Source organism: Falseniella ignava CCUG 37419 (genome assembly GCF_000301055.1).
GTDB classification, from domain to species: domain Bacteria; phylum Bacillota; class Bacilli; order Lactobacillales; family Aerococcaceae; genus Falseniella; species Falseniella ignava.
Genome location: NZ_JH932301.1, coordinates 421,212 through 442,952 on the forward strand (window position 1 = coordinate 421,212; position 21,741 = coordinate 442,952).

The window sequence follows — 21,741 nt, forward strand, 5'->3', positions numbered from 1 at the left end:
AATTTTGGCATCTGAGCATGTAATCTAATTACCATCCAAACCACACTTCCAACATACTAAAATCAATCTATCCCTTACCCCCAACACATGTTGAGACGGTAGTATTGATGACAAGGAGTGTTTAGATTTTTAGCATAATAATATGAAACAGAAGCAATAAATGCCAAAGTAGTACATTATCATGGAGGACCAATGAAAAAAGACCTATTTAATGAATTTAAAATAATATGTGTACATTTAAACAATGTTGGAATTGTGCCAACTTTAATGGGGTCCTTGGGTTTAGAGTTTATCTCAAAAACTTCTTGGGAACCATCAGATATAGACATTCATGTTCCAGGTGATCCAAGAGGATGGGAGGCTCCTGACCAGCTTAGAATTTATAATTGGGGTACAATATCCAAAGTCATGGAAGACCTAGGCTATGAATTAATAGACCTTCATGAACATGAATTTCAAAAAAATGGCCTTAGTGTAGAGTATGGCACCATTGATTCCCTATACGACTTTGCTGGAATAAGAGTATCAGACCTAGACCTTATTCAAGTAGATGGTATAACGTTTCGTCTCCCCAACCTAAGGCAGTTTTTAAAAATCTATCAAGCATCTTCAAAGGATTCTTATAGAAATGACAATAATAACAACAAAGATTTTAAGAAAATTGATTTTTTGAAAAAGCATATATAGTTAAGAGTTAATGTTAGACAAGTATTTTTCCTAACCTTAAGTGGAGCTTTTACTTTTAAGTTAATATATATATAGCAAGTTATAAGGGAATTAAATAGAAATAAAAAGATAGCAGTGGTAAAAAACCATCTTGTGTAGCAATGGGAAGGGGTTAGATAAGTGATTAAAAAAGAATATTTAACTAAAATAGAAATGTTATTTAATTTAAATTATTGGTATTATAAGTCCTTTTTAAATATATATCCTTTAGAAAAAGATATTTTAAAGGATTGAAAATCGCTTTTTGACCTAACGATCTAGAAAGTAGTCATCGTGAGTGAATAGCGCGAAATTAAATGAGATTATTGATTTAACTTGGTTTAAATCATTAATAAATATGAACAATTCGTTTGAAATTGCATAATAAGGAGGCGAATATGAGTGACGAATTCGGATAGCAACGGGGAAATCATCATCTACCAAAGTGAAGATGGAACTAGTAAATTAGACGTTAAACTTGAAGATGAAACCGTTTGGTTGACACAAGCACAACTCGTAGAATTATTTCAGTCTAGTAAAGCTAATGTTAATGAACATATAAAAAACATCTTCGATGAAGGAGAACTTGAAGAAAGTTCAACTGTTCGGGAATTCCGAATAGTTCGTCGAGAAGGAAGTCGAGATGTTGCTCGTAACATTAAACATTATAATCTGGATATGATTATCTCCCTTGGCTACCGCATCCAATCTAAAGTCGCTACGCACTTTCGTCGTTGGGCCACTGACCGTCTAAAAGAATACATCATTAAAGGATTCGCCCTAGATGATGAACGACTTAAAGGTCAAGCAGGTGGCAATTATTGGAAAGAATTATTGGATCGTATCCGCGATATTCGCTCATCAGAAAAAGTCATGTACCGACAAGTCCTAGATTTATATGCAACGAGTGTTGATTATGATCTCAAGAACCAAGAATCTATCGCTTTCTTCAAGATGCAGCTCATGGGCATACAGCAGCTGAAGTGATTTATCAAAGAGCGGATGCAAACCAACCTTTTATGGGACTGACTACCTTTGCAGGTGCCATTCCGACTCTGAAAGATATTCAAGTGGCTAAGAACTACTTAAAGGAAGATGAATTAAAAATTTTGAACAACTTAGTTTCTGGGTACTTTGATTTTGCTGAGGTTCAAGCTATACAACATAATCCCATGCATATGAGTGATTACGTTGACCATTTGGATCGTGTCCTCAGTGTGACTGGCCGACCTGTCCTGCAATCCGCAGGCAAGATCAGTCACCAACAGGCCATGGATAAAGCGAAGAAAGAGTATCGTGAGTATCAAAAGAATACTTTGTCGTCAGTGGAAGAGGATTATTTGCAGACAATTAAAGCACTGGAGCAAGAGGTCAAGAATGAAGGTAAATAATAATCTCGCCAACCATACTCCCTATCCACCATACCAAGAACAATCCAACTCCTATACTCGACATATATGGAGACATGCGCTGTCTTAACGAAGTCGAGCGCAAGCGAAGACTAAGTTTAGACGCGAAGTCGGTCTGCGACGATAGGAGCAGAGCATCCTTAAGAATCAACTATCCGGAAATTCCGGATAGTTCAAACAGAAGGCTCTCGTCAGGTAGCTCGTAACACCTTGCACTATAATCTTCAAATGATAATTGCTGTAGGTTTCAAGGTTAATTCAGAACGCGCAGTCCAATTTCGTAAATGGGTGAATCAAATTACAAAGGATTATACGATCAGAGGGTGAGTCATGGATGATGAACGACTGAAACGCGGCACCTTTCTGATAGATAAATATTTCGATGAGCAGTTAGAACGTATTCGAGAAATTCGCGCAAGCGAAAGAAAGTTTTATCAAAAAGTAACTGATTTGTATGCTACAGCCATTGATTACGACAGAAATTCCGCGACAACACGACGATTTTACGCTTCCGTTCAAAAAAAATGCATTACGCAGTTCATGGGCACACAGCAGCTGAATTGATTGTAGAAAGAGCAAATCACTCCAGAAAGCATATGAATTAACGGACTTGGTCGGATGCGCCTGACGGAAAGATTAAGAAAAGTGATGTAACGATTGCCAAAAACTACTTAAGTCAAAGTGAAATAAAACAACTAAATCGTATGGTAACGGCGTACTTGGATTTTGCTGAGACTATGACATTAAGGCATATCCCACTTACCATGCAAGACTGGGAGAAAAGACTTAACAGTTTTATTGAAATGTTCGAATACGGCATTTTACAAGATGCAGGGAAAGTATCAGCTGAAATCGCTAAAATTCATGCTGAAACAGAATTTGAAAAATATCGTGTGATTCAGAACCAACTATTTGTGTTAGATTTTGATAAATATTTATTGGAATTGGAAAATAAAAGGAAGGATTAATGGGATTATTTTCGGTTGTTTTAGAATATGTAGTTTTTTAAATCAATAGTGGTTGAAGCGAAGGTTGACAGCAAATGGATCTTCAAACAAAACCACCTATCCACCATAACCAAATCAATCCATAGCTTAAGGTTGATACATGTGGAGGCAGTGGCATTACTTATGAGAAGTGAGGAAATGATTCGTGACAGCGAACTGCTGAGTGTGTAATATTGATAAAAAACTAAGTTAAAAATCATATAAGAACGAGGTTTCTTGGCGTTTATTGCATGAGAGAGTTTTAGCATTATAAAAAGAAACGAATGAACTTCAGCCATAAAATTCCCGACCAAATCGGAATTCGATTCCAGATTAGTCGATTTAATGCTTGATTATGCAACAAAAATTTTACGGATAATATTAAAGATGAAATCATTTCATAGAGCTTATTAATTAATCATTTATTATAGTGTAGTGAAAATAGAACTTATTTATTAATTATTCTAATTGGGAGGAATAAATGAAATTAGCTCAAATTACAGAGAAAAATATTTATGATGTAATGGCCTTGAGACTTAAGAATAATCAAGAAACTTTTGTAAGAGATCCACAGTTTTCCTTAGCGGAGAGTTATTACTACCGAGATGATGATACTGTGCTCTTATTCGCTTTAGAAGAAGAGGGCAAGGTTGTCGGATTTTTGTCTCTAATTACTGAAATCGAAGAAAAGACCGTTTATATTTGGAGAATTGTTATAGGAGATCAATTCCAGTCCAAAGGATATGGAAGAAAAGCTCTAAGAAGCATTGAAGATTATGTACGTAGCCTTGAGGGATACGAAAAAATTGTATCGGATTATGTGATGAATAATGTGGCTATGAAGCATCTATTAGAATCTGAAGGATATATTGAGACTGGAAAGCAAGAAGAGTGGAATGAAATCATAATGACTAAAAGACTAGAGAGATAAAATAGCATAATTTTTATTTGATTGGAATTGAAAAATAGTGTGACTACTTCAAATTGTTGATATAGTAATTTTTTTAGGCTTAGTTTCTTATGACCAATAAGCTAGAAATTACATGTTGAGACGGTATATTACTTACAGTGAATGAAACGAAACAGCGAACAATTACGTAGACCTGTGAGATAGCTGTCGAATGCTTTAGCCGCAGAAACGTAGTGACGTACGGATCTAATGCGCGAAATGGAGCTAGAGAAATGATACGACGAATTGAGGTGAAAGTTTTTTAAAACTATCAGCTTTAAAAAGAGTATGCAGATTATGAACTAGGTGTTAAGGATTTTATCAATAAATCCGTTGAAATTGATGAATTAGTTAAACGACTTAAAGCAGCTAAACTTGGAATGAGTACATCGCGACCAAAGAAAATTCTTGATCGTCTAACACCTCGAGAGATTGAATTATTGCAAAAGCTCGTCCAGAGTCAAAGCATGAAAGAGCTAGCCAAAGAATTGTATATTAGCGAACGAACTTTATAGAATCATTTAACGAATATTTATAGTAAGTTGGATGCCAGTAACTTAATCGAAGCCTATAATAAGGCCATGGAATTGGGCTATATTAATCCAGTGATGTAATTATTAAAGGGGGGATCAACTATGAAAAATACAGGTAAATGTCCAAAATGCGGGGAATCCGATTTGATTTATGTTCCAGGTTCTGTCGCCTATGGTGTGGGTAATAATATTATGATAGGATTGACCACACTATCTGCTGTCCGGGTGAATCGCTATGTATGTGCAACATGTGGCTTTACTGAAGAGTGGATAAATTTAGAAGATATTGCTAAGGTTCAGAAGGCCTATAAGCGTCCATAAATATTAGAAAAAGGTTGTGAGTAAGATGATTCGACAAATAATCGAGGTCACTCTATTAATTATTTTAGTTTATCTTTTTGCTTCCTATCTAAATATTTGTATACACAGTAAAATACGATGGCTGTAATCAACTCAGTGACTATATTGAATTTTATCCCTAACAAATTGTTGAGAATTAAAGTTATTCCAAAAAATGAGATGATAAATAAAGGTAGCTCAATATACCATTTTAAGATAAAACGGCCCCTATTTACTTCCTTGTCCAATTGACCTGTCATTTCTACATCTCCTTTCAATAGATAGTCAAGAGAAACTGAAAAGTGATCAGAAATTTGAACCAAGGTTGTTATATCTGGGTAAGATGCTTTAGTTTCCCATTTCGAAATAGAACTCCTTGAAACTTTTAAAATATCAGCTAAGTCCTGCTGTGTTAAATTCTGATTTTTTCTAAGCTCTTTAATTTTTGATGCAAACATTTTTCCCCTCCATGATTTTATCTTACAAGATTAACAAATTATATTGTGTTCTTCTCTTTCACAAAGCTTGATGTGAAGAGAATTCACATGTATTAAATAATAAAATGAATAATGATAATTTAAAATACTCAGAATCAAATAGATGAGATCCACCTAGACCTATTGAAGTAAAGTATATACATTTTTACTCTTTAAAACGATGAATTTCAATAATTATTGCAATTCATCGTAAGCAAAAAATTTTCTATAGAATAAAATCAGTTTGCAGAGCTGAATAGAATAGCAATTCATTGTACAATTAAATTGAAAAAAGCGAGGAGATATTATGGAGATTGATTCCAAATTAATTTCTGTTGATGAAAGTCAGAAAAGTATTATGGGTGTAAAATTTAATTCTGATAAGAAATATCGTGCTGCCGTATACACTATTTCATCTAATATGATTGAGGGATGGAACCCAACAAGAGATGATGTTAGGTAGTTAAAAAGCGAACCGATGAGGTTTTTGATAAATATGGAGAAGAATAGATGAAGATAAATATATTCAGAAAAGTGTACTAACAGCTTAAATGATTTTTTGAATGAGTCAATGAGTAAAGCTACAGAATGGATCATAAAACATGGGTCTAGAAGTGCTAGTAAGAATAATTAAAAAATGAATGTGAGGCATTTAATACGAGCTAAGTAGGCTATGTTGAAAATGATAGAAATTTATAGGAGGAACTATGATAATAGATAGTTATGATAAAGATACAGAGCCAGTTATAAGTCTAAAAGACTTTTATGGAGAAAAGAAAAACATCGTAGATAAATGCTTGATAATATTTTCGAAAAGCCTGTTAGAATATTTACTTGATAACTTTGAATGCCAAGAAATTGGCAATATAGAGTCTGTAAATGGATCGAGGGCAGTATACAAGAGCACCTTTGAAGGTCAAGAATTTGCCTTTTATCTTACGATGATGGGTTCAGCCCTTGCATCAACAGATTGTGTCGAAGTTAATTGGCTTACAGGTGCTAACAAATTTATTATGTTTGGATCTTGTGGTAGTCTCGATAAGGAACAGACTTTTGGCAAGTATATTATACCTACAGAGGCTTATCGAGGAGAAGGGGCGTCTTATTATTATGCTGCTCCTTCAGATTACCTGGATATCAAAAACCATAATGAGCTTGAAGAATTTTTTATCAAAGAAAAAGCACCCTATACTAAGGGAAAGGTCTGGACGACAGATGTGATGCTTCGTGAGACTCGTGGGCTTGTCTCAAAGAGAAAGTCGGAGGGTTGTATTGCCGTCGAAATGGAGCTGGCTGGTGTACAGGCAGCCTGTGATTTTTACGGACTAGAACTGTACAACTTCCTTGAAGCAGGAGATGTTTTAAATGAGAGATCTTATGAAGTTGAGGGACTCCATAGTGCCAACCATGATCTTGGAAAGTTGTACCTGGCTTTAAAATTATTAAAAGAAATATAGGATAGATAATTAAAGAGAATAGATTTGGAATCTTTATATTTCAATAAAACTTAGCTAGTTCTATACTCTTTGCAAAAGACTCACTCAATACAAGTGAGTATGTTTATGGTGATAGAAGATTGATAGTATGTTAATCTCGCCATTTTTGATTACTCATAGCCAAATTCATCTAAATGGCGAGTTTTATCTCGCCGATATTGTTTTATATACGCCAAATGTGGTATAATGGCGAGAAGGGTGGTGATAGTTCATGAGGGAATTTAATTATTCAAAATTACTTAGTTTAAATATTCCAGCAACGATGTATGATCTAATATCAAAAATATATGAGTATAAGGGAAAACAAGAACTGTATGTAGCTAATTTCCCGGATGTACTGGAAAAAATGGTAGAAGTCGCTAAAATTCAATCAACAAAATCATCAAATGCAATTGAAGGAATTTCTACCAATGATAGTCGATTAGAAGAATTGATGAATAAAAAAAGTCAGCCCAGAAATAGAAATGAAGAAGAAATCTATGGGTATAGAGAAGTACTCGATATCATTCATGAAAACTATGAGAACATTAAACTTACAAAAAATAATATTTTGACCTTACACAACAGATTATATTCTTACTCAGGGGAAAGTCATAAAGGGAAATTTAAGAGGATGGATAATAGTATCGTTGAAACTAACGAACTTGGAGAGAAAAGAATAAGATTTCAGCCTGTATCAGCGTTTGAAACAGAATATTATATTGATAAAATGATCAGTGCTTACGATGAAGCTATCAGTTTAAACATACCACCATTGTTACTAATTCCAGTTGTAGTTCATGATTTTTTATGTATTCACCCCTTTTCTGATGGGAATGGGAGAATGTCTAGGTTGCTAACACTACTACTTCTTTATCAAAATGGTTTTTTTGTAGGAAAATATATTTCTTTAGAAATGATTATCGAAGATACGAAAGATTTGTATTATGAAGAGTTACAAGCTTCAAGTGAAAATTGGCACTCAGGATATAACGACGAGTTACCATTTATAAAATTTATGTTATCAATCATTTATAAAGCATATAGTGAATGTGATGAAAGATTTAAGATCATCGGAGAGAAATCACTGACATCCGCAGAAAGAGTGATGAAGGTATTTGAAAATTCCTTAGAAGCGCTATCCAAATCAGATATTGTTATACTTTGTCCGGATATTTCAAAGAGAACCATTGAGAGAGCATTAAAAGAACTAAAAGATGGAGGATTAATCAAACAAGTTGGCAGTGGAAGAGCGACGAAATATATTAGAGCTTAAGATTATTAGCATCTACAAAAGTAGGTGCTTTTCTTATACCTAATTTCAGAAGGTGGCAAAATAGGTATTTTAAATTTAATAATTGCCCCAAGCAAATTGTTTGATGTTCATCCAATACAATCATACAGTTAATTAGAAAGAATGACGAACATCCGATAGGAAAGAGAGGAATAAAAAGTGATATTTCATCAGAAACCCGCAACCTATGTTGGTGAAGTCCAGTTGAAAGTAAGTAATTTGAGTGAATCGATTCGTTTTTATGAAGAGGTTATTGGGTTAACGATTAAAGATCAGTCAGTATCGCAAGCATCATTTACAACGAATGGGAAAGACACTTTACTAACGATTATTGAACCCGAAGGTATTCAATCTAAAAAAGGCCAAACGACCGGGTTATATCATTTTGCCTTATTACTGCCAACACGTGCAGACTTAGCACAAGTCGTTGGACACTTTATACAAGACGGAATTCGCTTTGCTACGGGCGACCATTTAGTGAGTGAGGCAATATATTTAGCGGATCCGGATGGAAATGGAATCGAAATTTATGCAGATCGTAATTCAGATGAGTGGGAATGGCAAGATGGGGAAGTTGCAATGACGACCGTCGCGGTTGATATCGAAGATTTATTGCAAGAGAAAACAACGGATGCATGGCAAGGGTTACCAGAAAATACCGTCATGGGACATATTCATTTACAAGTAAATGATCTCGAAGAAAATGAAAAGTTCTATATTGATGGGCTTGGATTTTCCGTGGTCAATCGTCATGGGGATTCAGCGTTATTTATTTCAGATCATGATTACCATCATCATATTGCACTTAATACATGGGCAAGTCGATCTGCGCGACATGCTGAAAAATCAGAAACAGGCATTAACGCTTATACCATTCTTTTTCCAAGTGAAGAAGTGAGAAATGAGAAAATAGCACAATTAAAGAGAATCGGAGCAACCATCCATGAAGAAAATGGTGCTTATTATACGTATGACCCTTCACAAATTAAAATTATTTTAAAGGAAAGCTGATTAGGATACAGTTTATAAAGAATGATGCAGTTTGAAGTCGCCCCTGAAAAGGGGCTTTTTCATCTTAAATCGAGTTATTAGACATTGAATGAAAACCCTTGTAAAATATTAGTTAGTATATATTAGGAGTAATCACGAAAAACAAAAGGAGGTATGCGACAATATTTCAATTGAGCGCCGAAAGAAGTTGAATGTTGATAAGCAACGAGATGGAGGTATTATGAAATTCGAAAAATTATATATCAATGGTGAGTATGTAGATTCTACTTCTGGGGAATTTATCGAAGTAGAAAACCCAGCCACAAATGAAATTATCGGAAGAGTTCCTCGAGGAAATGCAGAAGATGTTGAGAAAGCTGCTCTAGCTGCGAAAGAAGCGTTTAAAACGTTTAGTTTAACTAGCCTTGATGAGCGCATTGAAATAATGGAAAAATTCGCAGCCTATCTAAAAGAAAATCTTGATGACATTGCTGAATTAATTACGAAGGAATTAGGATCACCCATTGCGTTTTCTAAAAAGACCCACGTACAATTTCAAATAAACCGGGTTGAAAAATATATCAACATCGCAAAAGATTACGAGTTCTCAAGAAGAGATGGTGGAGCCCTGATCGTTAAAGAACCAGCAGGGGTTGTAGGATGTTTAACGCCTTGGAATTATCCACTTGGACAAATTATTCAAAAAGTTGTCTTTGCGATTTTAGCGGGTAATACGATTGTATTGAAGCCAAGCCAGCAAACACCGCTTGTGGCCTATTACGTCGTCGATGGTTTTGAAAAAGCAGGCCTTCCAAAAGGAGTCTTAAACCTCATAACAGGAGCCGGCGGTGAAGTAGGTAATGCAATTGCCACAAGTAAACATATTGACGTCATCTCCTTTACTGGATCGACGAAAGGCGGAAGTGAAGTTGCAAAACTTGCCCAAGAAGCGGTTAAGAGAACAACACTCGAGTTAGGTGGTAAGTCGCCTGCGATCTTCTTAGACAAGGAAAATCTAGAACTTGGCGTCAAACAACTGTTAGGTATCGTCATCCGAAATACCGGACAAACTTGTTCAGCTTGGTCGCGTGCCATCGTTTTAGAATCCGTGCGTGAAGAATTTGAAGCAGAAGTCAAAAAACAATTCCCCGAATTTAAAGTTGGAGACCCAAATGACTCAAACAGCATCGCTGGACCGTTAGCCTCTAAAAAACAATACGATAAGGTCACAGCTTATATTGAAAAGGGCAGAGAAATTGCTGATGTATTAGTCGAGGGTGATTATGACTTCCCAGAAAAAGGCTACTATGTCAATCCAATTGTCTTTAATGATGTGAAGAATGATGCAATCATCGCGAGAGATGAAATATTTGGACCGGTACTTTGTGTCATCTATGTGAAAGATAAGGAAGAAGCAATCGAAGTTGCGAATGATACAGAGTATGGCTTAGCTGGTGCTGTATTTGGCAATCAAGATGACGCTCTTGAAGTGGCGAAGTTGATTCGCACCGGAACGATCACAGTAAATGATGGACCTGGCGAAACAGGGACACCTTTTGGTGGCTATAAGATGAGTGGCTACGGTAGAGAAGGTGGCATCGAAGGTCTAGAAGAATACTTAGAAACCAAGACCATTAATGTGAAAGCGTAGAAAATAGACGGTTTGTTAGATCAGGTCAATGAACACTTATAAGGAGCTAAGTTGCATTTTGCAGCTTAGTTCTTTTTTTCTTTTCATATAATTGACAACCTTGATATGGAAGTATTTCGATTCAACACATACATAGTTCAAAAAATTTCTAAATCCGCTTGGAGATGTTAAAATGAAGCCAAATAGGTTGATGAATTAGGACATTTAAATGGATTGGAAGAATCGGGAAATTTTATTTCTTAACAAAATAATCGTGTATGGTCTGGACTTGTGTAAAATGTAAAAAAACAAGGAGCGAAAAAATGAAAAGAAAATTATTGGTTGGAATAATGATTGGACTCACGACGATGATGACTTCTTGTCAGACTATTGAAAAAGCAGTAGAAGAAACATTCGCTACGCAGCCCCAAAAGCTAAATGTAGAGGAAAAAGAAGACAAAAATTTTTTAGACAAAGTTAAGGATTTCTTTTTTGATGAAAGTAATGACCCCGTTTTTTTATTAGACATCATTAGCGATGCAGAAGACAAAATTGACTTTGAATTTTCGAGTGAACTCGATTCCTATTTTAAGAGTTATCTTTTGGAGAATGAAATTCAACGGTATTTATCCGAAGAAGAAGTCATTGAAATTGTTGAAAAATTTGACGAAAATAACTTCATATTAAATCCTGATAAACGTGATGAAGTGATGGAAGAGTTATTTGAACTGGTAGGTACGAGAGATTTCTATATTTATGAAGCTCGATTTAGACTTTATGATAGCAGTATCTATATTTATATCGTGAATCCTGACATCCTTAAATATGTAGATCTGTATTATTATAATTCAGGAATTGGCTCATGGCATATCATTCCGGAAAAATTGAGTGCGGATGTTGATCCTAGGGCAGGAGCAATATTGTTATCAGATATTGATTTTGAGAATTTTAACAAGATTATGGAAGTCGGCACTGAAATCTTGAAAGAAATAGGAGATTACAGAGAGTTCAATATAATGAATAATGAACTCGGAATTAACATGATTAGTACACATTGGCAGGGTGAAGATTTAGTTTTTAAAGCTGAAGTGAAGGGCGTTAGAGAAGACTATAATTTAACATTTGATGCAAAGGGTAATCTAATCGAGAAAGAGAGGAAATAATATGGCGTTCATATTTTTATTCGTGTTTTTCATGTATATTTTCCCTATATTTTTTCTTGCCGTACCAGTTGTTCGGACAACGCCTATTGTTGCTACAGCGCTCTTAGTTATTGGTGTAATTCTTTGGTTAGTACAAACTTACATGATTTCAAAGTTTATCACGATACCTAAAAAAAAGGCGAAGCAACATAAAAAGATTCAACAAAACGGAAAGGCAGTCCAAGCTGAAATCTTAGCTTGGGAGCATGATGGATTGATAGAAGATGATCCTTCCAAAAAAATATTACTTACCTTTACGAATTTAGCGGGGAGTCAAGTCAAGACCTATCTGCATCTTGTTGACACTAAGGAACATGAAAAAAGGTTCGAGCCTGGAAAAGAAATTACTATAAAATTAAATCAAAGTGGTTTTGAACCGCCATTTGCCGTTGGAAAAGGAGAATACGCGACATCACCTCGACCTTGGATCTGGGTTTGGCTGATTTTTAATATTCTCTATATGGTTGGCTTATTCCTTGCTTCCTATTATTTTCAGAGTGATGGTTACGGTTGGCGTTTTCTAAATCCATTCTCGTCATGGTTTTGGGCACCCATTTTCGGAATATCTATTATAAATTTCTTGTTAAAAACATTTGGCAGCCAAGATATTATTAGCAAATTCTACCAACTTACCTCGGTTCGTTCTGATAAAGATTTTGGCGAACTATTATTATATGGTAAAACAACGCAAGGTGAAATTATTAACTATTCTCAGACAGGAAAGTATATTAATGAACAACCTCAAGTGCGTTTCGATGTCCATTTTTTAAATGACCAGGGAGACTTGATAAGTAAAAAGTTTAAACAAATCATTCCTCTGACAGATTTACACGAATTAAAAAAAGGCGAAGCTGAGGTTATCTACCTCCCGAGAGATACGGATATCTTTATGGTCAAGCCTTCTCAATAGGAGTGATCATAGTAGAGTTAATTAGATTGATTTCCTATTTTACAGAAAGAGAAGGTTTGTATTATGGGGAAAACATTAAGAGAATTATTAAATGAAGAACTAACTAATCTGGAATTTAAAACGGAGTGGGATAATTTAGAGGATTAATTTCAAATTAATTTTAAGCTTGATCCCACGATTATATTTGTGGCGAAATTTTTGTAAATAAATGGGCTCTTTATCAATGAAAGAGAGTATTCTTTTTAGGAATTAGGCTGCTTTTAGCGCTTAGTTCCTTTTTTGTATCTTTCTTCAGTCAATTTTTTGAGGGAGTTTGATTGACAGCCGTCAAGGTGAGTTTAAGTTATTCCCTGTATGATTGAATCAAAGAAATCAAACAGGGGAGAGAAATTATGATGCAGAAATTTATTCAGTGGACACTCAGACATAAAACTCAGATCATGGTCACTCAGCTATTCTTCATTGTCATTGGTTTTGGATCAAGATTTACAATCAATTCGATGAAACTCTTTAATTTTAGTTTAGTGATTGCTTCGATTATTGGAATTTTACCTATTCTATTCCAGGCCTATTCTGCACTGAAGGTAAAAGTTGTTTCTATTGACGTTTTAGTCTCGATTGCGGCATTGGCTGCTTTCTTTATCCAAAATTTTGAGGAAGCCGCGATTGTTACTTTTCTATTCTTATTTGGAAGTTGGTTAGAGGCGAAAACGCTCGATTATACGCGTTCCTCTATTAAAGAATTGACAGAGATGGCACCCGATACTGCTTGGGTTAAACAAGCGGATGGTTCATTTGAAGAGATCGACGTCGATTTTGTCGAGGTTGATGATATCATTCAAGTCAAAACGGGAGGTAGAGTCCCCGTGGATGGAACCATTATTGAGGGGGCAGGTTATTTAAATGAAGCCTCAATTACCGGTGAGTCGATCCCAGTGAATAAAGCAATCGATGATGAAGTTTATTCCGGCTCGCTGTTAGAAAATGGAACCGTCTATCTTCGAGCAGACCGAGTGGCGGAAGATTCGACTTTTGGTAAAATTCTTGAATTGGTTGAAGAAGCTCAGGATGCTAAGAGTTCAACAGAGAAATTTATCGATCAGTTCTCTAAATACTATACATATGCGGTCTTAGTGATTGGTTTGATGGTAGGACTTCTAACACGAGATATCGAACTCGCAGTAACAATTCTTGTCTTAGGGTGCCCGGGTGCGCTTGTGATTGGTGTGCCAGTATCGAATGTTGCCGGGATAGGTAACGGCGCAAAAAATGGGATTCTCCTTAAGGGATCAGAAACGATTCAAGATTTTGCAGCTGTGGATACTATGATTTTCGATAAAACCGGAACCTTAACGGAAGGGGAACCCAAAGTAGCTGACGTGGCCGTTTATTCAGATCAGGGAGATCAGGCTCTCGCTTATTTATTGGCCATTGAAAAAGAATCCGATCATCCATTAGCTCGAGCGATTATTGAATACCTAGAAAATGAAGATACCGTTTTGAAGATTGATTCGAGTGAAGCAATAAAGGGTGCAGGAATTATAGCTATGATTGAGGCCAACCATGTGGCGGTCGGAAATTTAAAATTGATGGAGGAACAAGGATATTCAATCTCTCAGAAAGTTCGAGACGATGTGCGAGACTTTGAAAGTAAAGGAAATTCGATTGTTCTGACCGCTGTGAATGGAAAGATCGAAATTTTAATGGGAATTCGAGATCAGCTAAGAGCGGGTGTGAAAGAGCAATTACAGAAACTAAGAAAACAAGGGATTAACAATTTGATTGTTGCATCAGGAGATAATCAAGGCTCTGTTGACCTAGTCGCTAATGAATTAGGCTTGACACAAGCGATGGGTAATATGCTTCCTCAAGATAAAGCAAACCTTGTTAAACAACTCGTTCAGGCTGGCCATACCGTTGCATTTATCGGTGATGGAATTAACGATAGTCCGTCCTTGGCTAATGCACAAGTAGGTATTGCGATGGGATCGGGGACAGATATCGCGATCGAAACATCTGATGTGGTGCTTGTTCAATCTGATTTTGACCACCTTAATCACGCTTTAGGATTGAGTCAGGCAACGAATCGAAATATGAAGCAAAATATTGTTATTTCTATAGGGGTTGTCGTTATTTTAGTGTCAATGTTGCTGTTTACACCTTGGATGAGCATGTCGATTGGAATGTTGATTCATGAAGGAAGTATTTTAGCGGTGATTCTCAATGCGATGAGATTACTCCGATATAAACGATAACTTGACGGTGGTCAAGGAAGGTTTCGACCAAACTAGCTAAGATAACAGTAAGGGGGAATCAAAATGCAAGAAAGTATTGAGTTTTTAAAGAATCACCATGACCAATTAGATACTTTTACGAAGGCTGTCGCGAAGGTCCATGGAAATCATCATCCAGAAGTGATTGAAGTAAGAAAAATTTACCAACAAATTGACCAAAAATTAAACGACGGAATTAATGATCTTGACGCTGAGTTTGATTCGTTACGAAAAGTAACATCGAATTATGAAATACCTGATGACGCATGCGAAGCCTTTTCGACCGTATATCAAGTATTACATCAAGCAGACACATTAAGAAATAAAAAATAAAAGGAGTGTTTAATTATGCAAAAAGCAACATTAAAATTAGAGACATTGGCTTGTCCATCTTGTTTACAAAAAATAGAAGCAGGTATCAAAACATTGAATGGGATTGATCCGGAGGACGTGAAAGTCATGTTTAACGCAAGTAAGGTAAAGGTGCGTTTTGACGACCAGAAGACTTCACTTAAAGAAATAGAAAATATGATTGAATACTTGGGGTATCAAGTATTAAAATCAATCGCTAAGAGTGAATAAAGCGAAAAAAGCAAACATATGACTGTTTGCTTTTTACTTTTACTGTAAAATAAGGATAATAGGAGACAAGGAGGCGATTAAAGATGACAAAGCATCAATCGTGCTTGCATCTGGTTCCCATATTTAATCATTTGGATGACTCATCCATGCAGCTCATCGCCAAAAAGATTAAACATCAGTCCTTTAAGAAAGGTGACTTTTTATTTCAAGCAGGAGACCAAACAGATAAGCTCTATGTTGTTCATAAAGGAAGTATTAAAATTTATCGACTCTTAGCAAATGGCCGCGAGCAAGTCGTCAAAATTTTAAAAACAGGTGATTTTATTGGCGAAACAAGTATTTTCAAAAAAGATACCTATCATGAAGATTACGCTGAAATATTAGAAGATAGTGAAGTGTGCGTGATCGAGCAAAAAGACCTGACTCAAATTTTAAAAGACTACCCAGAGATTTCGCTCAAAATTATTGAACAAATGTCAAAGCGACTGAATGATTCCTATAAGCAAACGACGCAAGTTACCACGGAGAGTATTGGCGTCCGTCTGGCTATGTACTTAGTGGATCTTGTGGACTCAGACAGTGAAAGTCCAACCGTTACGCTACCTACTTCACGAAAAAATATTGCTTATTATTTAGGTACAACCCCGGAGTCAATCAGCCGAAAATTTAAAGAACTAGAGGAAAAAGGACTGATTATTCAAGAAAGTTCCTCCTTAATTAAAATAAATAATCTCGATGATTTAGTCTATTATTCTGAATAAATATATACATTCACGTTGTGACCCGACTCACCGCTGGATAATGCGAAATGAGTCGGGTCTTTTGATGTTCTATAATAAATAAGGTTGATGAAAAAATTTTTTCCCAGCTGATTTAATGTTAAAATAAAGAAAAAAGTCTCGACAGAAGGTTAATGAGATAGAGAAAGGATAACCAAAATGAAAAAATTAATGAAAATATTTTTAAAATAACTTTGATTATGGGGATTATTATTGTGTTCTTAAATTTAATTTATTTTGTCGTATATAAAGATGCTTTTTTTAATAAAAATACATATTCAGGAATTTTAATTATAATATTTAGTCTATATTTCAGAAATATCGATTCAGTTTCTAATTGAAATACTGCGCTGATAGCATTACTAAGAATACCCTTGCCATATTAAACGCCATATATAAGAAAAAGTATTTTAAGATGCTATGTTACAAAAAGTGAGGTGCAAGAGATTGGATTTCGCCGTTTATACGTTCCCTTTTGGATTCTTGAAGATTGGCTATCGGGGAGAAGTTTTATTATTGCTACAGAAGATTGATGCGTCCGCTGATGCTGGAAGGAAGACAGACTTCACAGAACGTGTCTATACAGAAATTATGGAGTATTTGAAGGGTGAACGAACGTCGTTCGATATTGCATATGAGCTAGAAGGAACGGAATTTCAAAAGAAAATTTGGGAAGAACTAACAAAGATTCCCTATGGTGAAACGCGCACCTACAAAGAGATTGCCGTGGCGATTGGCAACCCTAACGCCAGTCGTGCCGTTGGAATGGCTAACAACAAAAACCCGCTGATGATGATAGTCCCTTGCCACAGAGTGATTGGGGCAAATGGCAAGCTGGTAGGTTATGGCGGGGGGCTTGCTATGAAGAGAGAGCTGTTAGCGATGGAAAGGCGGGCCATGAAAGGGGATCATGCTACCTCATGAAATTAAAAGACATTAAAACCTACCGCAATCAACATCATTTGAGGAATTGTTATATTCAATTTGATTTGAATGATGAGGTTCTGTTTACTTCTCATTTGTTCTGTCAGTTGTATTTTTAATTAATATGACCTATATTTATTCATAAAGTGACAATATAGAACCGAGGTGTACTACATGAAAATGTTGAAATGCATGCGTTGGATAATGTTAGTAGCAGGGATGAGTTTGTTAACAGGTGAGCCAGTCAGAGCAAATGAAGAGCTCCCTGAATACTATCGCCCTGTAATTGAGGATTATGAGAAGAATTTGGACCGGATATTGGATGCTGATTTCACGGGTCTTTATGATAGTCCTTATATTTCTGAACTAGGAATTGCAAATGCGCGTCCTAGCGATAAAATTATTTATTCTATTCAGGACCTAGACCATAATGGGATTCCTGAATTGCTATTGACTGGTGTGAATGAATACCGGAGTTTGTTCCATATCTTTACCTTTAATGGAGAAGAAGTTGTTACTGTCGCCGGTTACGACTATCCAGAAAGACCTGATACAGGAGAAATTGAAGCCCCATATGTTCATCTATCTCCTAAAAGCGGGTTAGATTTCTATCAGGATGGTAGGTTAGGTTATAGATTAACGTTCTCTGCCAGTGGAAGCTTCTATGCATTTGTTACCTTCAATGAAGGGGGTGACGATATTGTCCCGATTGCCGAATATTCTTCTTACTCACAAAACGACACAATGGTGTACGAAGATAAAACACATCAAAAATTCCTAACAGAAGATGAATACCGTTCAATCATGCCTGGAGATGATGAATTGATTGATATTTATGAAGATTGGCAATGGTATGAGATTGGCGGCGGAGAGAGTGTCCAAGAGTCAAGCCAAGTTGATGTGGCCTTCTCCGAAGAGATGCAAGATTACTTGAACCGACTGCGGGATTTGAATCATCGCTGGTATGAGTTGCTTGATACATCATGGGATACGGAGCAAATCACTGTACACGACTTGATGGCATTGGATATTCAAGTATTTGATGATGCGAATGTTTATCACCCCATTATTCCAGCAATGTATCGCAAAGCTCAAGATGTTGCTGCTGAATATGACGAGTCGGAAGACGCACATTATCGGATTAGAAATATTTCCGATTTAAAGACGATTGCCCAGAATACCTTTGCGATTGAGAAGATGCTTCTTCCTGAATTAACGGATGAATCACTCGAGGCACTCAATCACTTAAGATTTTATTGCTTAGCAGCTTATTATGAAGCTATCAATCAGGCAGAAAAGGAAACTGGATTCTTATCGTACGGCTTCATACTAGAATCTTTAGATGGCATGAAATACGATGTCGCAGAACTGTTCACGGTGGATGATGCCAGATATGACTTACTCAATCGGATTAGCATTGTTGCCGGAGAATCCGCAGAAATCAATGGATTTGGCTTCAAATATTGGCAAATGGAATATTTCCAGAATCCATATCCAGAAGGCACGCACCATATTGTATCGATGCGAACATCAGCTGGTGCACAAGATATTAGTGGGGTCGGGATTTTCTTCATTGACAAATATACTGGTGAAATGCAATTCGCAACACTAGGGAACACTAATAATCCGCAAGAGATTGATCCATTTGATTATCAAGCATACTATCAAGTAGATGTGACGAATCATTATCCAGCTTTTGAACCTGTTGAGTTCCCTGAATTACCGGCACCATCATTCGATGCTAAGGCTCATGAACGATTAGGCAATATTATGCAAAGTTGGGGAAGCACGATGAATCAAGTCTATCAACAATATACTCTCGAACATCCGGTTGATTTCTACGGCGGAACATTCCCGCGTAAGACGTTCGAAATCAATCTCGACGGTGAGATTACAACGATTCACTATCAGCACGACGGTGACGGAATTCTTGGTATCCGAATTGATGCCGTCTACTCAGATATTGAAGATACTGCAAATTCATCTGATGAACGACACTTATACTTATTTGTAGCTGACCCAACTCACCCTAGAGTCCTTGTAGCGTTACAGGGACCAGATGCCGATGGCCATACCCTCTTCTGGGACACTCAGAACTCCGATCTCATCGGACGCTTCAATTTCCTCGTGAAGGAACTTTATCAGGAATAAAATTAAAGAGAGACTGAGACATTCGTTCTATAATCGTTGCTAGATACGAAAAATATAGATAATACGCACATATTATCTACAAAATATTGTAAAATAATATATTGAGGATACAAAAAAACAGTAATTATCCGAAGAAGAATGTATAGACTTAAAACGAGGCTGGGACAAAAGTCTCTAAAAAATCGACGAGCGTAAAATTTAATTTAACGCTCGTCGGTTATATTTATTATAGAACCTTAATGCCTACTGCCTGCAACATGATACAGTTGTATGAAGGTGTTTAAAATGTTATTATCTAGCCAACTTGTATTTTAAGTGGAGGTGCCTCGAGTGTCTGATTATGGGAAGGTCAAATTGAAGATAGACCAGCAACTTAAAATAAGTGGCATGAGTAAAAATCAACTGGAGGAGAAGGCGAAGTAACCTTTACTCTGGCAAACGAAAGAAGAAGCGGTTCATCAAGGGAAGTATGCTTTAACAGGGAAAGTGTTTTGTAGTCACTTTGGGATATCTTCCGACGCATCAAGTGGAATAGTCGGGGAAGTAAGGCTATCATTTAGCGGTGTGTGACTCGAGTTAAAAATCATACCCAATGTCCAGCCCGAACAATCAAAGAGGAAGTGCTACATCAAGCAATTGTGGATGTGTTGAACCAAATGCTTGAGGGAAAAGAGAGTTATTTAGGCCAATTAGAACGTAATATTAGTCAGGTTTTGGACCAAACTTATGATCAAAAGGTTGAGCGAGCGGATGACCAGCTTGAAATGACTTTGAAAACGGGAGAAATCGTAAGGATAGACAAATAAGAGAGACCTAGAGCTATGTTGTGACGCTGACATAGTTCTGTGTCTCTTATTTTTAGTCGAACAACTTTATAACAATTGGTCTAAGCTTTGAACAATATTAATTTTAAGGAGTTCCTTCCAATCATCAACAAATCCTATTTTTGATAAGTGAACTATTTTTGAATCTTGGCTAAGTCGTTCATCCAGTGTTTCTAGAAAAACATTCCATCGTTGATGTGTCTCCCTGGAGTCGAAGAGTAAGATATTCTTAAGGCTGATTAAATAGGCAAACAGGTCTCTATTATCATTTTTCTTTTTTCCATAGCGTTTCATTTTACGCATGTCATGAGAGTAAAGCTGTGGATTACCACTGATCAGCAATTTACCATATATACGCTGGTTGTGTGCGCATAAGTTTCTGAGAAACCAGGCAGCAGAAAACCATGAAAATAATCTAGCCTGGATTTCTTCCCCTTTAATTTTCTTTAACTTTTGATGCCGTGAGAGGAAACCATAGTAAACCCAGTTTTTCTTGATATCGTTATTCAGTGATGAAAAGAAGAAAGAAATTTGGCCAAATGTCATTTCTTCTGCCAAGACCCATAAAGGGATACGCCCCTGTTTCTTGTCGAGATGGTGTTTGAAAGCAAGGGAAGTTTGATTTTCTTCGACAGTTTTTTCAAGACTTTCAAGCACTTCGTTATACTTTTCAGTGTTTAAATACAGCTTTTCATCTAGATAGCATTCTCCTTTTTGATAAGGACCTTTATAATTAACACAGGCACTTGTAACGACCGTTGTTTTCATCATTTCCTCTATTCGATAGGTAAATGGACTGATTGCCTGCCTTAAAAACTCATCGAAATGAGCTAGCTGCATTAGGTCTGAAAAAGTAAATGAATTATGTTGATTGTCGTAGGGCAGTTGTTTTTTATATATGGATAGGGAATAGTAGTTTCTTGTTTTGAGAACAAGCCTTGCTTCAGATCTTTCAGAGGTAGAAAAAGTTAGCGGCAAATTATCAGAGCACTCTAAACGATGAATGAGTCCATCAATATTTAAGAAAGGTTTTACCAATGTAGAAGTTTCCCTAGAAAATTTGAATGACTCTGGCATTTTCACTAACCTCCTCAAAAAAATGACCCACTACGTTTTGAATCAGGGAACGTAGCGGGTTCTGGTACCTAGATTATAACGGAAAATTTTCTTAAATACAAGGGTCAAGCCGAATTTTGGTGATTTTCAAACTATGCTACTTACCCAACATACTAAAATCAATCTATCCCTTACCCCCAACACATGTTGAGTGCGTCGTATTGATTGAAAAGAAAAGCTGATAGGGATAGGGT

At 36.3% G+C, this 21,741-nt stretch carries 20 protein-coding genes and 2 pseudogenes; 20 read left to right on the forward strand and 2 right to left on the reverse strand.

The window, feature by feature from the left end; translation table 11 throughout:
* The first annotated feature begins 192 nt into the window (after positions 1-192).
* From HMPREF9707_RS06180 to HMPREF9707_RS06200, 6 genes and pseudogenes are all read left to right on the forward strand, one after another.
* The gene (locus HMPREF9707_RS06180) at positions 193-687 is read left to right on the forward strand and encodes a hypothetical protein (protein WP_006701842.1); all 495 of its coding nucleotides are present in this window, start codon (positions 193-195) and stop codon (positions 685-687) included.
* A gap of 420 nt (positions 688-1,107) precedes the next feature.
* Positions 1,108-2,096, forward strand: a pseudogene (locus HMPREF9707_RS06185) (virulence RhuM family protein).
* Positions 2,097-2,282: 186 nt separating this feature from the next.
* Positions 2,283-3,082, forward strand: a pseudogene (locus tag HMPREF9707_RS06190) (virulence RhuM family protein).
* A 499-nt stretch (positions 3,083-3,581) separates the two neighbouring features.
* Positions 3,582-4,031 (forward strand): GNAT family N-acetyltransferase, encoded by a 450-nt coding sequence (locus HMPREF9707_RS06195; protein ID WP_006701847.1) that lies wholly within the window; start codon positions 3,582-3,584, stop codon positions 4,029-4,031.
* Between the two features lie 398 nt (positions 4,032-4,429).
* The gene (locus HMPREF9707_RS08790) at positions 4,430-4,564 is read left to right on the forward strand and encodes a LuxR C-terminal-related transcriptional regulator (protein ID WP_083857187.1); all 135 of its coding nucleotides are present in this window, start codon (positions 4,430-4,432) and stop codon (positions 4,562-4,564) included.
* Between the two features lie 120 nt (positions 4,565-4,684).
* Positions 4,685-4,903 carry a hypothetical protein gene (locus tag HMPREF9707_RS06200; RefSeq protein ID WP_006701848.1) on the forward strand — a complete coding sequence of 73 codons (219 nt, stop codon included), beginning with the start codon at positions 4,685-4,687 and terminating at the stop codon, positions 4,901-4,903.
* Positions 4,904-4,962: 59 nt separating this feature from the next.
* Here the strand turns inward: HMPREF9707_RS06200 and HMPREF9707_RS06205 are convergent, their stop codons facing one another.
* Positions 4,963-5,379 carry a helix-turn-helix domain-containing protein gene (locus HMPREF9707_RS06205; RefSeq protein ID WP_006701849.1) on the reverse strand — a complete coding sequence of 139 codons (417 nt, stop codon included), beginning with the start codon at positions 5,377-5,379 and terminating at the stop codon, positions 4,963-4,965.
* 325 nt (positions 5,380-5,704) lie between these two features.
* On the opposite strand from HMPREF9707_RS06205, the gene HMPREF9707_RS08990 reads away from it, so the two are divergent.
* The 14 genes from HMPREF9707_RS08990 (at position 5,705) to HMPREF9707_RS06270 (ending at position 20,413) form a co-directional block, all read left to right on the forward strand.
* The gene (locus tag HMPREF9707_RS08990) at positions 5,705-5,860 is read left to right on the forward strand and encodes a hypothetical protein (RefSeq protein WP_006701850.1); all 156 of its coding nucleotides are present in this window, start codon (positions 5,705-5,707) and stop codon (positions 5,858-5,860) included.
* A gap of 244 nt (positions 5,861-6,104) precedes the next feature.
* Positions 6,105-6,854, forward strand: coding sequence for a nucleoside phosphorylase (locus HMPREF9707_RS06210; protein ID WP_006701851.1), 750 nt, complete (start codon positions 6,105-6,107; stop codon positions 6,852-6,854).
* Positions 6,855-7,104: 250 nt separating this feature from the next.
* A complete protein-coding gene (locus HMPREF9707_RS06215; protein WP_006701852.1) occupies positions 7,105-8,148 on the forward strand; it encodes a Fic family protein in 1,044 nt (347 codons plus the stop codon).
* A gap of 177 nt (positions 8,149-8,325) precedes the next feature.
* Positions 8,326-9,177, forward strand: a complete 852-nt coding sequence (locus tag HMPREF9707_RS06220; RefSeq protein ID WP_006701853.1) for a VOC family protein — start codon at positions 8,326-8,328, stop codon at positions 9,175-9,177.
* 220 nt (positions 9,178-9,397) lie between these two features.
* Positions 9,398-10,807 carry an aldehyde dehydrogenase family protein gene (locus HMPREF9707_RS06225; RefSeq protein WP_006701854.1) on the forward strand — a complete coding sequence of 470 codons (1,410 nt, stop codon included), beginning with the start codon at positions 9,398-9,400 and terminating at the stop codon, positions 10,805-10,807.
* Between the two features lie 302 nt (positions 10,808-11,109).
* The gene (locus tag HMPREF9707_RS06230; protein WP_006701855.1) at positions 11,110-11,949 is read left to right on the forward strand and encodes a hypothetical protein; all 840 of its coding nucleotides are present in this window, start codon (positions 11,110-11,112) and stop codon (positions 11,947-11,949) included.
* A gap of 1 nt (position 11,950) precedes the next feature.
* Positions 11,951-12,898: a hypothetical protein gene (locus HMPREF9707_RS06235; protein ID WP_006701856.1), complete on the forward strand. Its 948-nt coding sequence runs from the start codon at positions 11,951-11,953 to the stop codon at positions 12,896-12,898.
* A gap of 395 nt (positions 12,899-13,293) precedes the next feature.
* Entirely contained in the window at positions 13,294-15,153 is a 1,860-nt protein-coding gene (locus tag HMPREF9707_RS06240) for a heavy metal translocating P-type ATPase (RefSeq protein WP_006701857.1), read from the forward strand.
* Between the two features lie 63 nt (positions 15,154-15,216).
* Positions 15,217-15,504: a hypothetical protein gene (locus tag HMPREF9707_RS06245; RefSeq protein WP_006701858.1), complete on the forward strand. Its 288-nt coding sequence runs from the start codon at positions 15,217-15,219 to the stop codon at positions 15,502-15,504.
* Between the two features lie 15 nt (positions 15,505-15,519).
* Complete coding sequence (locus tag HMPREF9707_RS06250) at positions 15,520-15,753, forward strand: heavy-metal-associated domain-containing protein (protein WP_006701859.1); 234 nt, start codon at positions 15,520-15,522, stop codon at positions 15,751-15,753.
* Positions 15,754-15,836: 83 nt separating this feature from the next.
* A complete protein-coding gene (locus HMPREF9707_RS06255) occupies positions 15,837-16,514 on the forward strand; it encodes a Crp/Fnr family transcriptional regulator (protein WP_006701860.1) in 678 nt (225 codons plus the stop codon).
* 450 nt (positions 16,515-16,964) lie between these two features.
* Entirely contained in the window at positions 16,965-17,456 is a 492-nt protein-coding gene (locus tag HMPREF9707_RS06260; protein ID WP_232217670.1) for a methylated-DNA--[protein]-cysteine S-methyltransferase, read from the forward strand.
* Between the two features lie 174 nt (positions 17,457-17,630).
* Entirely contained in the window at positions 17,631-19,607 is a 1,977-nt protein-coding gene (locus tag HMPREF9707_RS06265; protein ID WP_006701862.1) for a DUF4767 domain-containing protein, read from the forward strand.
* A gap of 566 nt (positions 19,608-20,173) precedes the next feature.
* Positions 20,174-20,413: a zinc ribbon domain-containing protein gene (locus tag HMPREF9707_RS06270; protein WP_006701863.1), complete on the forward strand. Its 240-nt coding sequence runs from the start codon at positions 20,174-20,176 to the stop codon at positions 20,411-20,413.
* Between the two features lie 66 nt (positions 20,414-20,479).
* Here the strand turns inward: HMPREF9707_RS06270 and HMPREF9707_RS06275 are convergent, their stop codons facing one another.
* Positions 20,480-21,508: an Abi family protein gene (locus HMPREF9707_RS06275; protein WP_006701864.1), complete on the reverse strand. Its 1,029-nt coding sequence runs from the start codon at positions 21,506-21,508 to the stop codon at positions 20,480-20,482.
* Between the last annotated feature and the right edge of the window lie 233 nt (positions 21,509-21,741).

What these genes read in the sequence shown, in the direction of transcription:
- HMPREF9707_RS06180 (WP_006701842.1), top strand. Translation starts at nt 193, where the DNA reads ATGAAAAAAGACCTATTTAATGAATTTAAAATAATATGTGTACATTTA.
- HMPREF9707_RS06195 (WP_006701847.1), top strand. Translation starts at nt 3,582, where the DNA reads ATGAAATTAGCTCAAATTACAGAGAAAAATATTTATGATGTAATGGCC.
- HMPREF9707_RS08790 (WP_083857187.1), top strand. Translation starts at nt 4,430, where the DNA reads ATGAGTACATCGCGACCAAAGAAAATTCTTGATCGTCTAACACCTCGA.
- HMPREF9707_RS06200 (WP_006701848.1), top strand. Translation starts at nt 4,685, where the DNA reads ATGAAAAATACAGGTAAATGTCCAAAATGCGGGGAATCCGATTTGATT.
- HMPREF9707_RS06205 (WP_006701849.1), bottom strand. Translation starts at nt 5,379, where the DNA reads ATGTTTGCATCAAAAATTAAAGAGCTTAGAAAAAATCAGAATTTAACA.
- HMPREF9707_RS08990 (WP_006701850.1), top strand. Translation starts at nt 5,705, where the DNA reads ATGGAGATTGATTCCAAATTAATTTCTGTTGATGAAAGTCAGAAAAGT.
- HMPREF9707_RS06210 (WP_006701851.1), top strand. Translation starts at nt 6,105, where the DNA reads ATGATAATAGATAGTTATGATAAAGATACAGAGCCAGTTATAAGTCTA.
- HMPREF9707_RS06215 (WP_006701852.1), top strand. Translation starts at nt 7,105, where the DNA reads ATGAGGGAATTTAATTATTCAAAATTACTTAGTTTAAATATTCCAGCA.
- HMPREF9707_RS06225 (WP_006701854.1), top strand. Translation starts at nt 9,398, where the DNA reads ATGAAATTCGAAAAATTATATATCAATGGTGAGTATGTAGATTCTACT.
- HMPREF9707_RS06230 (WP_006701855.1), top strand. Translation starts at nt 11,110, where the DNA reads ATGAAAAGAAAATTATTGGTTGGAATAATGATTGGACTCACGACGATG.
- HMPREF9707_RS06235 (WP_006701856.1), top strand. Translation starts at nt 11,951, where the DNA reads ATGGCGTTCATATTTTTATTCGTGTTTTTCATGTATATTTTCCCTATA.
- HMPREF9707_RS06240 (WP_006701857.1), top strand. Translation starts at nt 13,294, where the DNA reads ATGCAGAAATTTATTCAGTGGACACTCAGACATAAAACTCAGATCATG.
- HMPREF9707_RS06245 (WP_006701858.1), top strand. Translation starts at nt 15,217, where the DNA reads ATGCAAGAAAGTATTGAGTTTTTAAAGAATCACCATGACCAATTAGAT.
- HMPREF9707_RS06250 (WP_006701859.1), top strand. Translation starts at nt 15,520, where the DNA reads ATGCAAAAAGCAACATTAAAATTAGAGACATTGGCTTGTCCATCTTGT.
- HMPREF9707_RS06255 (WP_006701860.1), top strand. Translation starts at nt 15,837, where the DNA reads ATGACAAAGCATCAATCGTGCTTGCATCTGGTTCCCATATTTAATCAT.
- HMPREF9707_RS06265 (WP_006701862.1), top strand. Translation starts at nt 17,631, where the DNA reads ATGAAAATGTTGAAATGCATGCGTTGGATAATGTTAGTAGCAGGGATG.
- HMPREF9707_RS06275 (WP_006701864.1), bottom strand. Translation starts at nt 21,508, where the DNA reads ATGCCAGAGTCATTCAAATTTTCTAGGGAAACTTCTACATTGGTAAAA.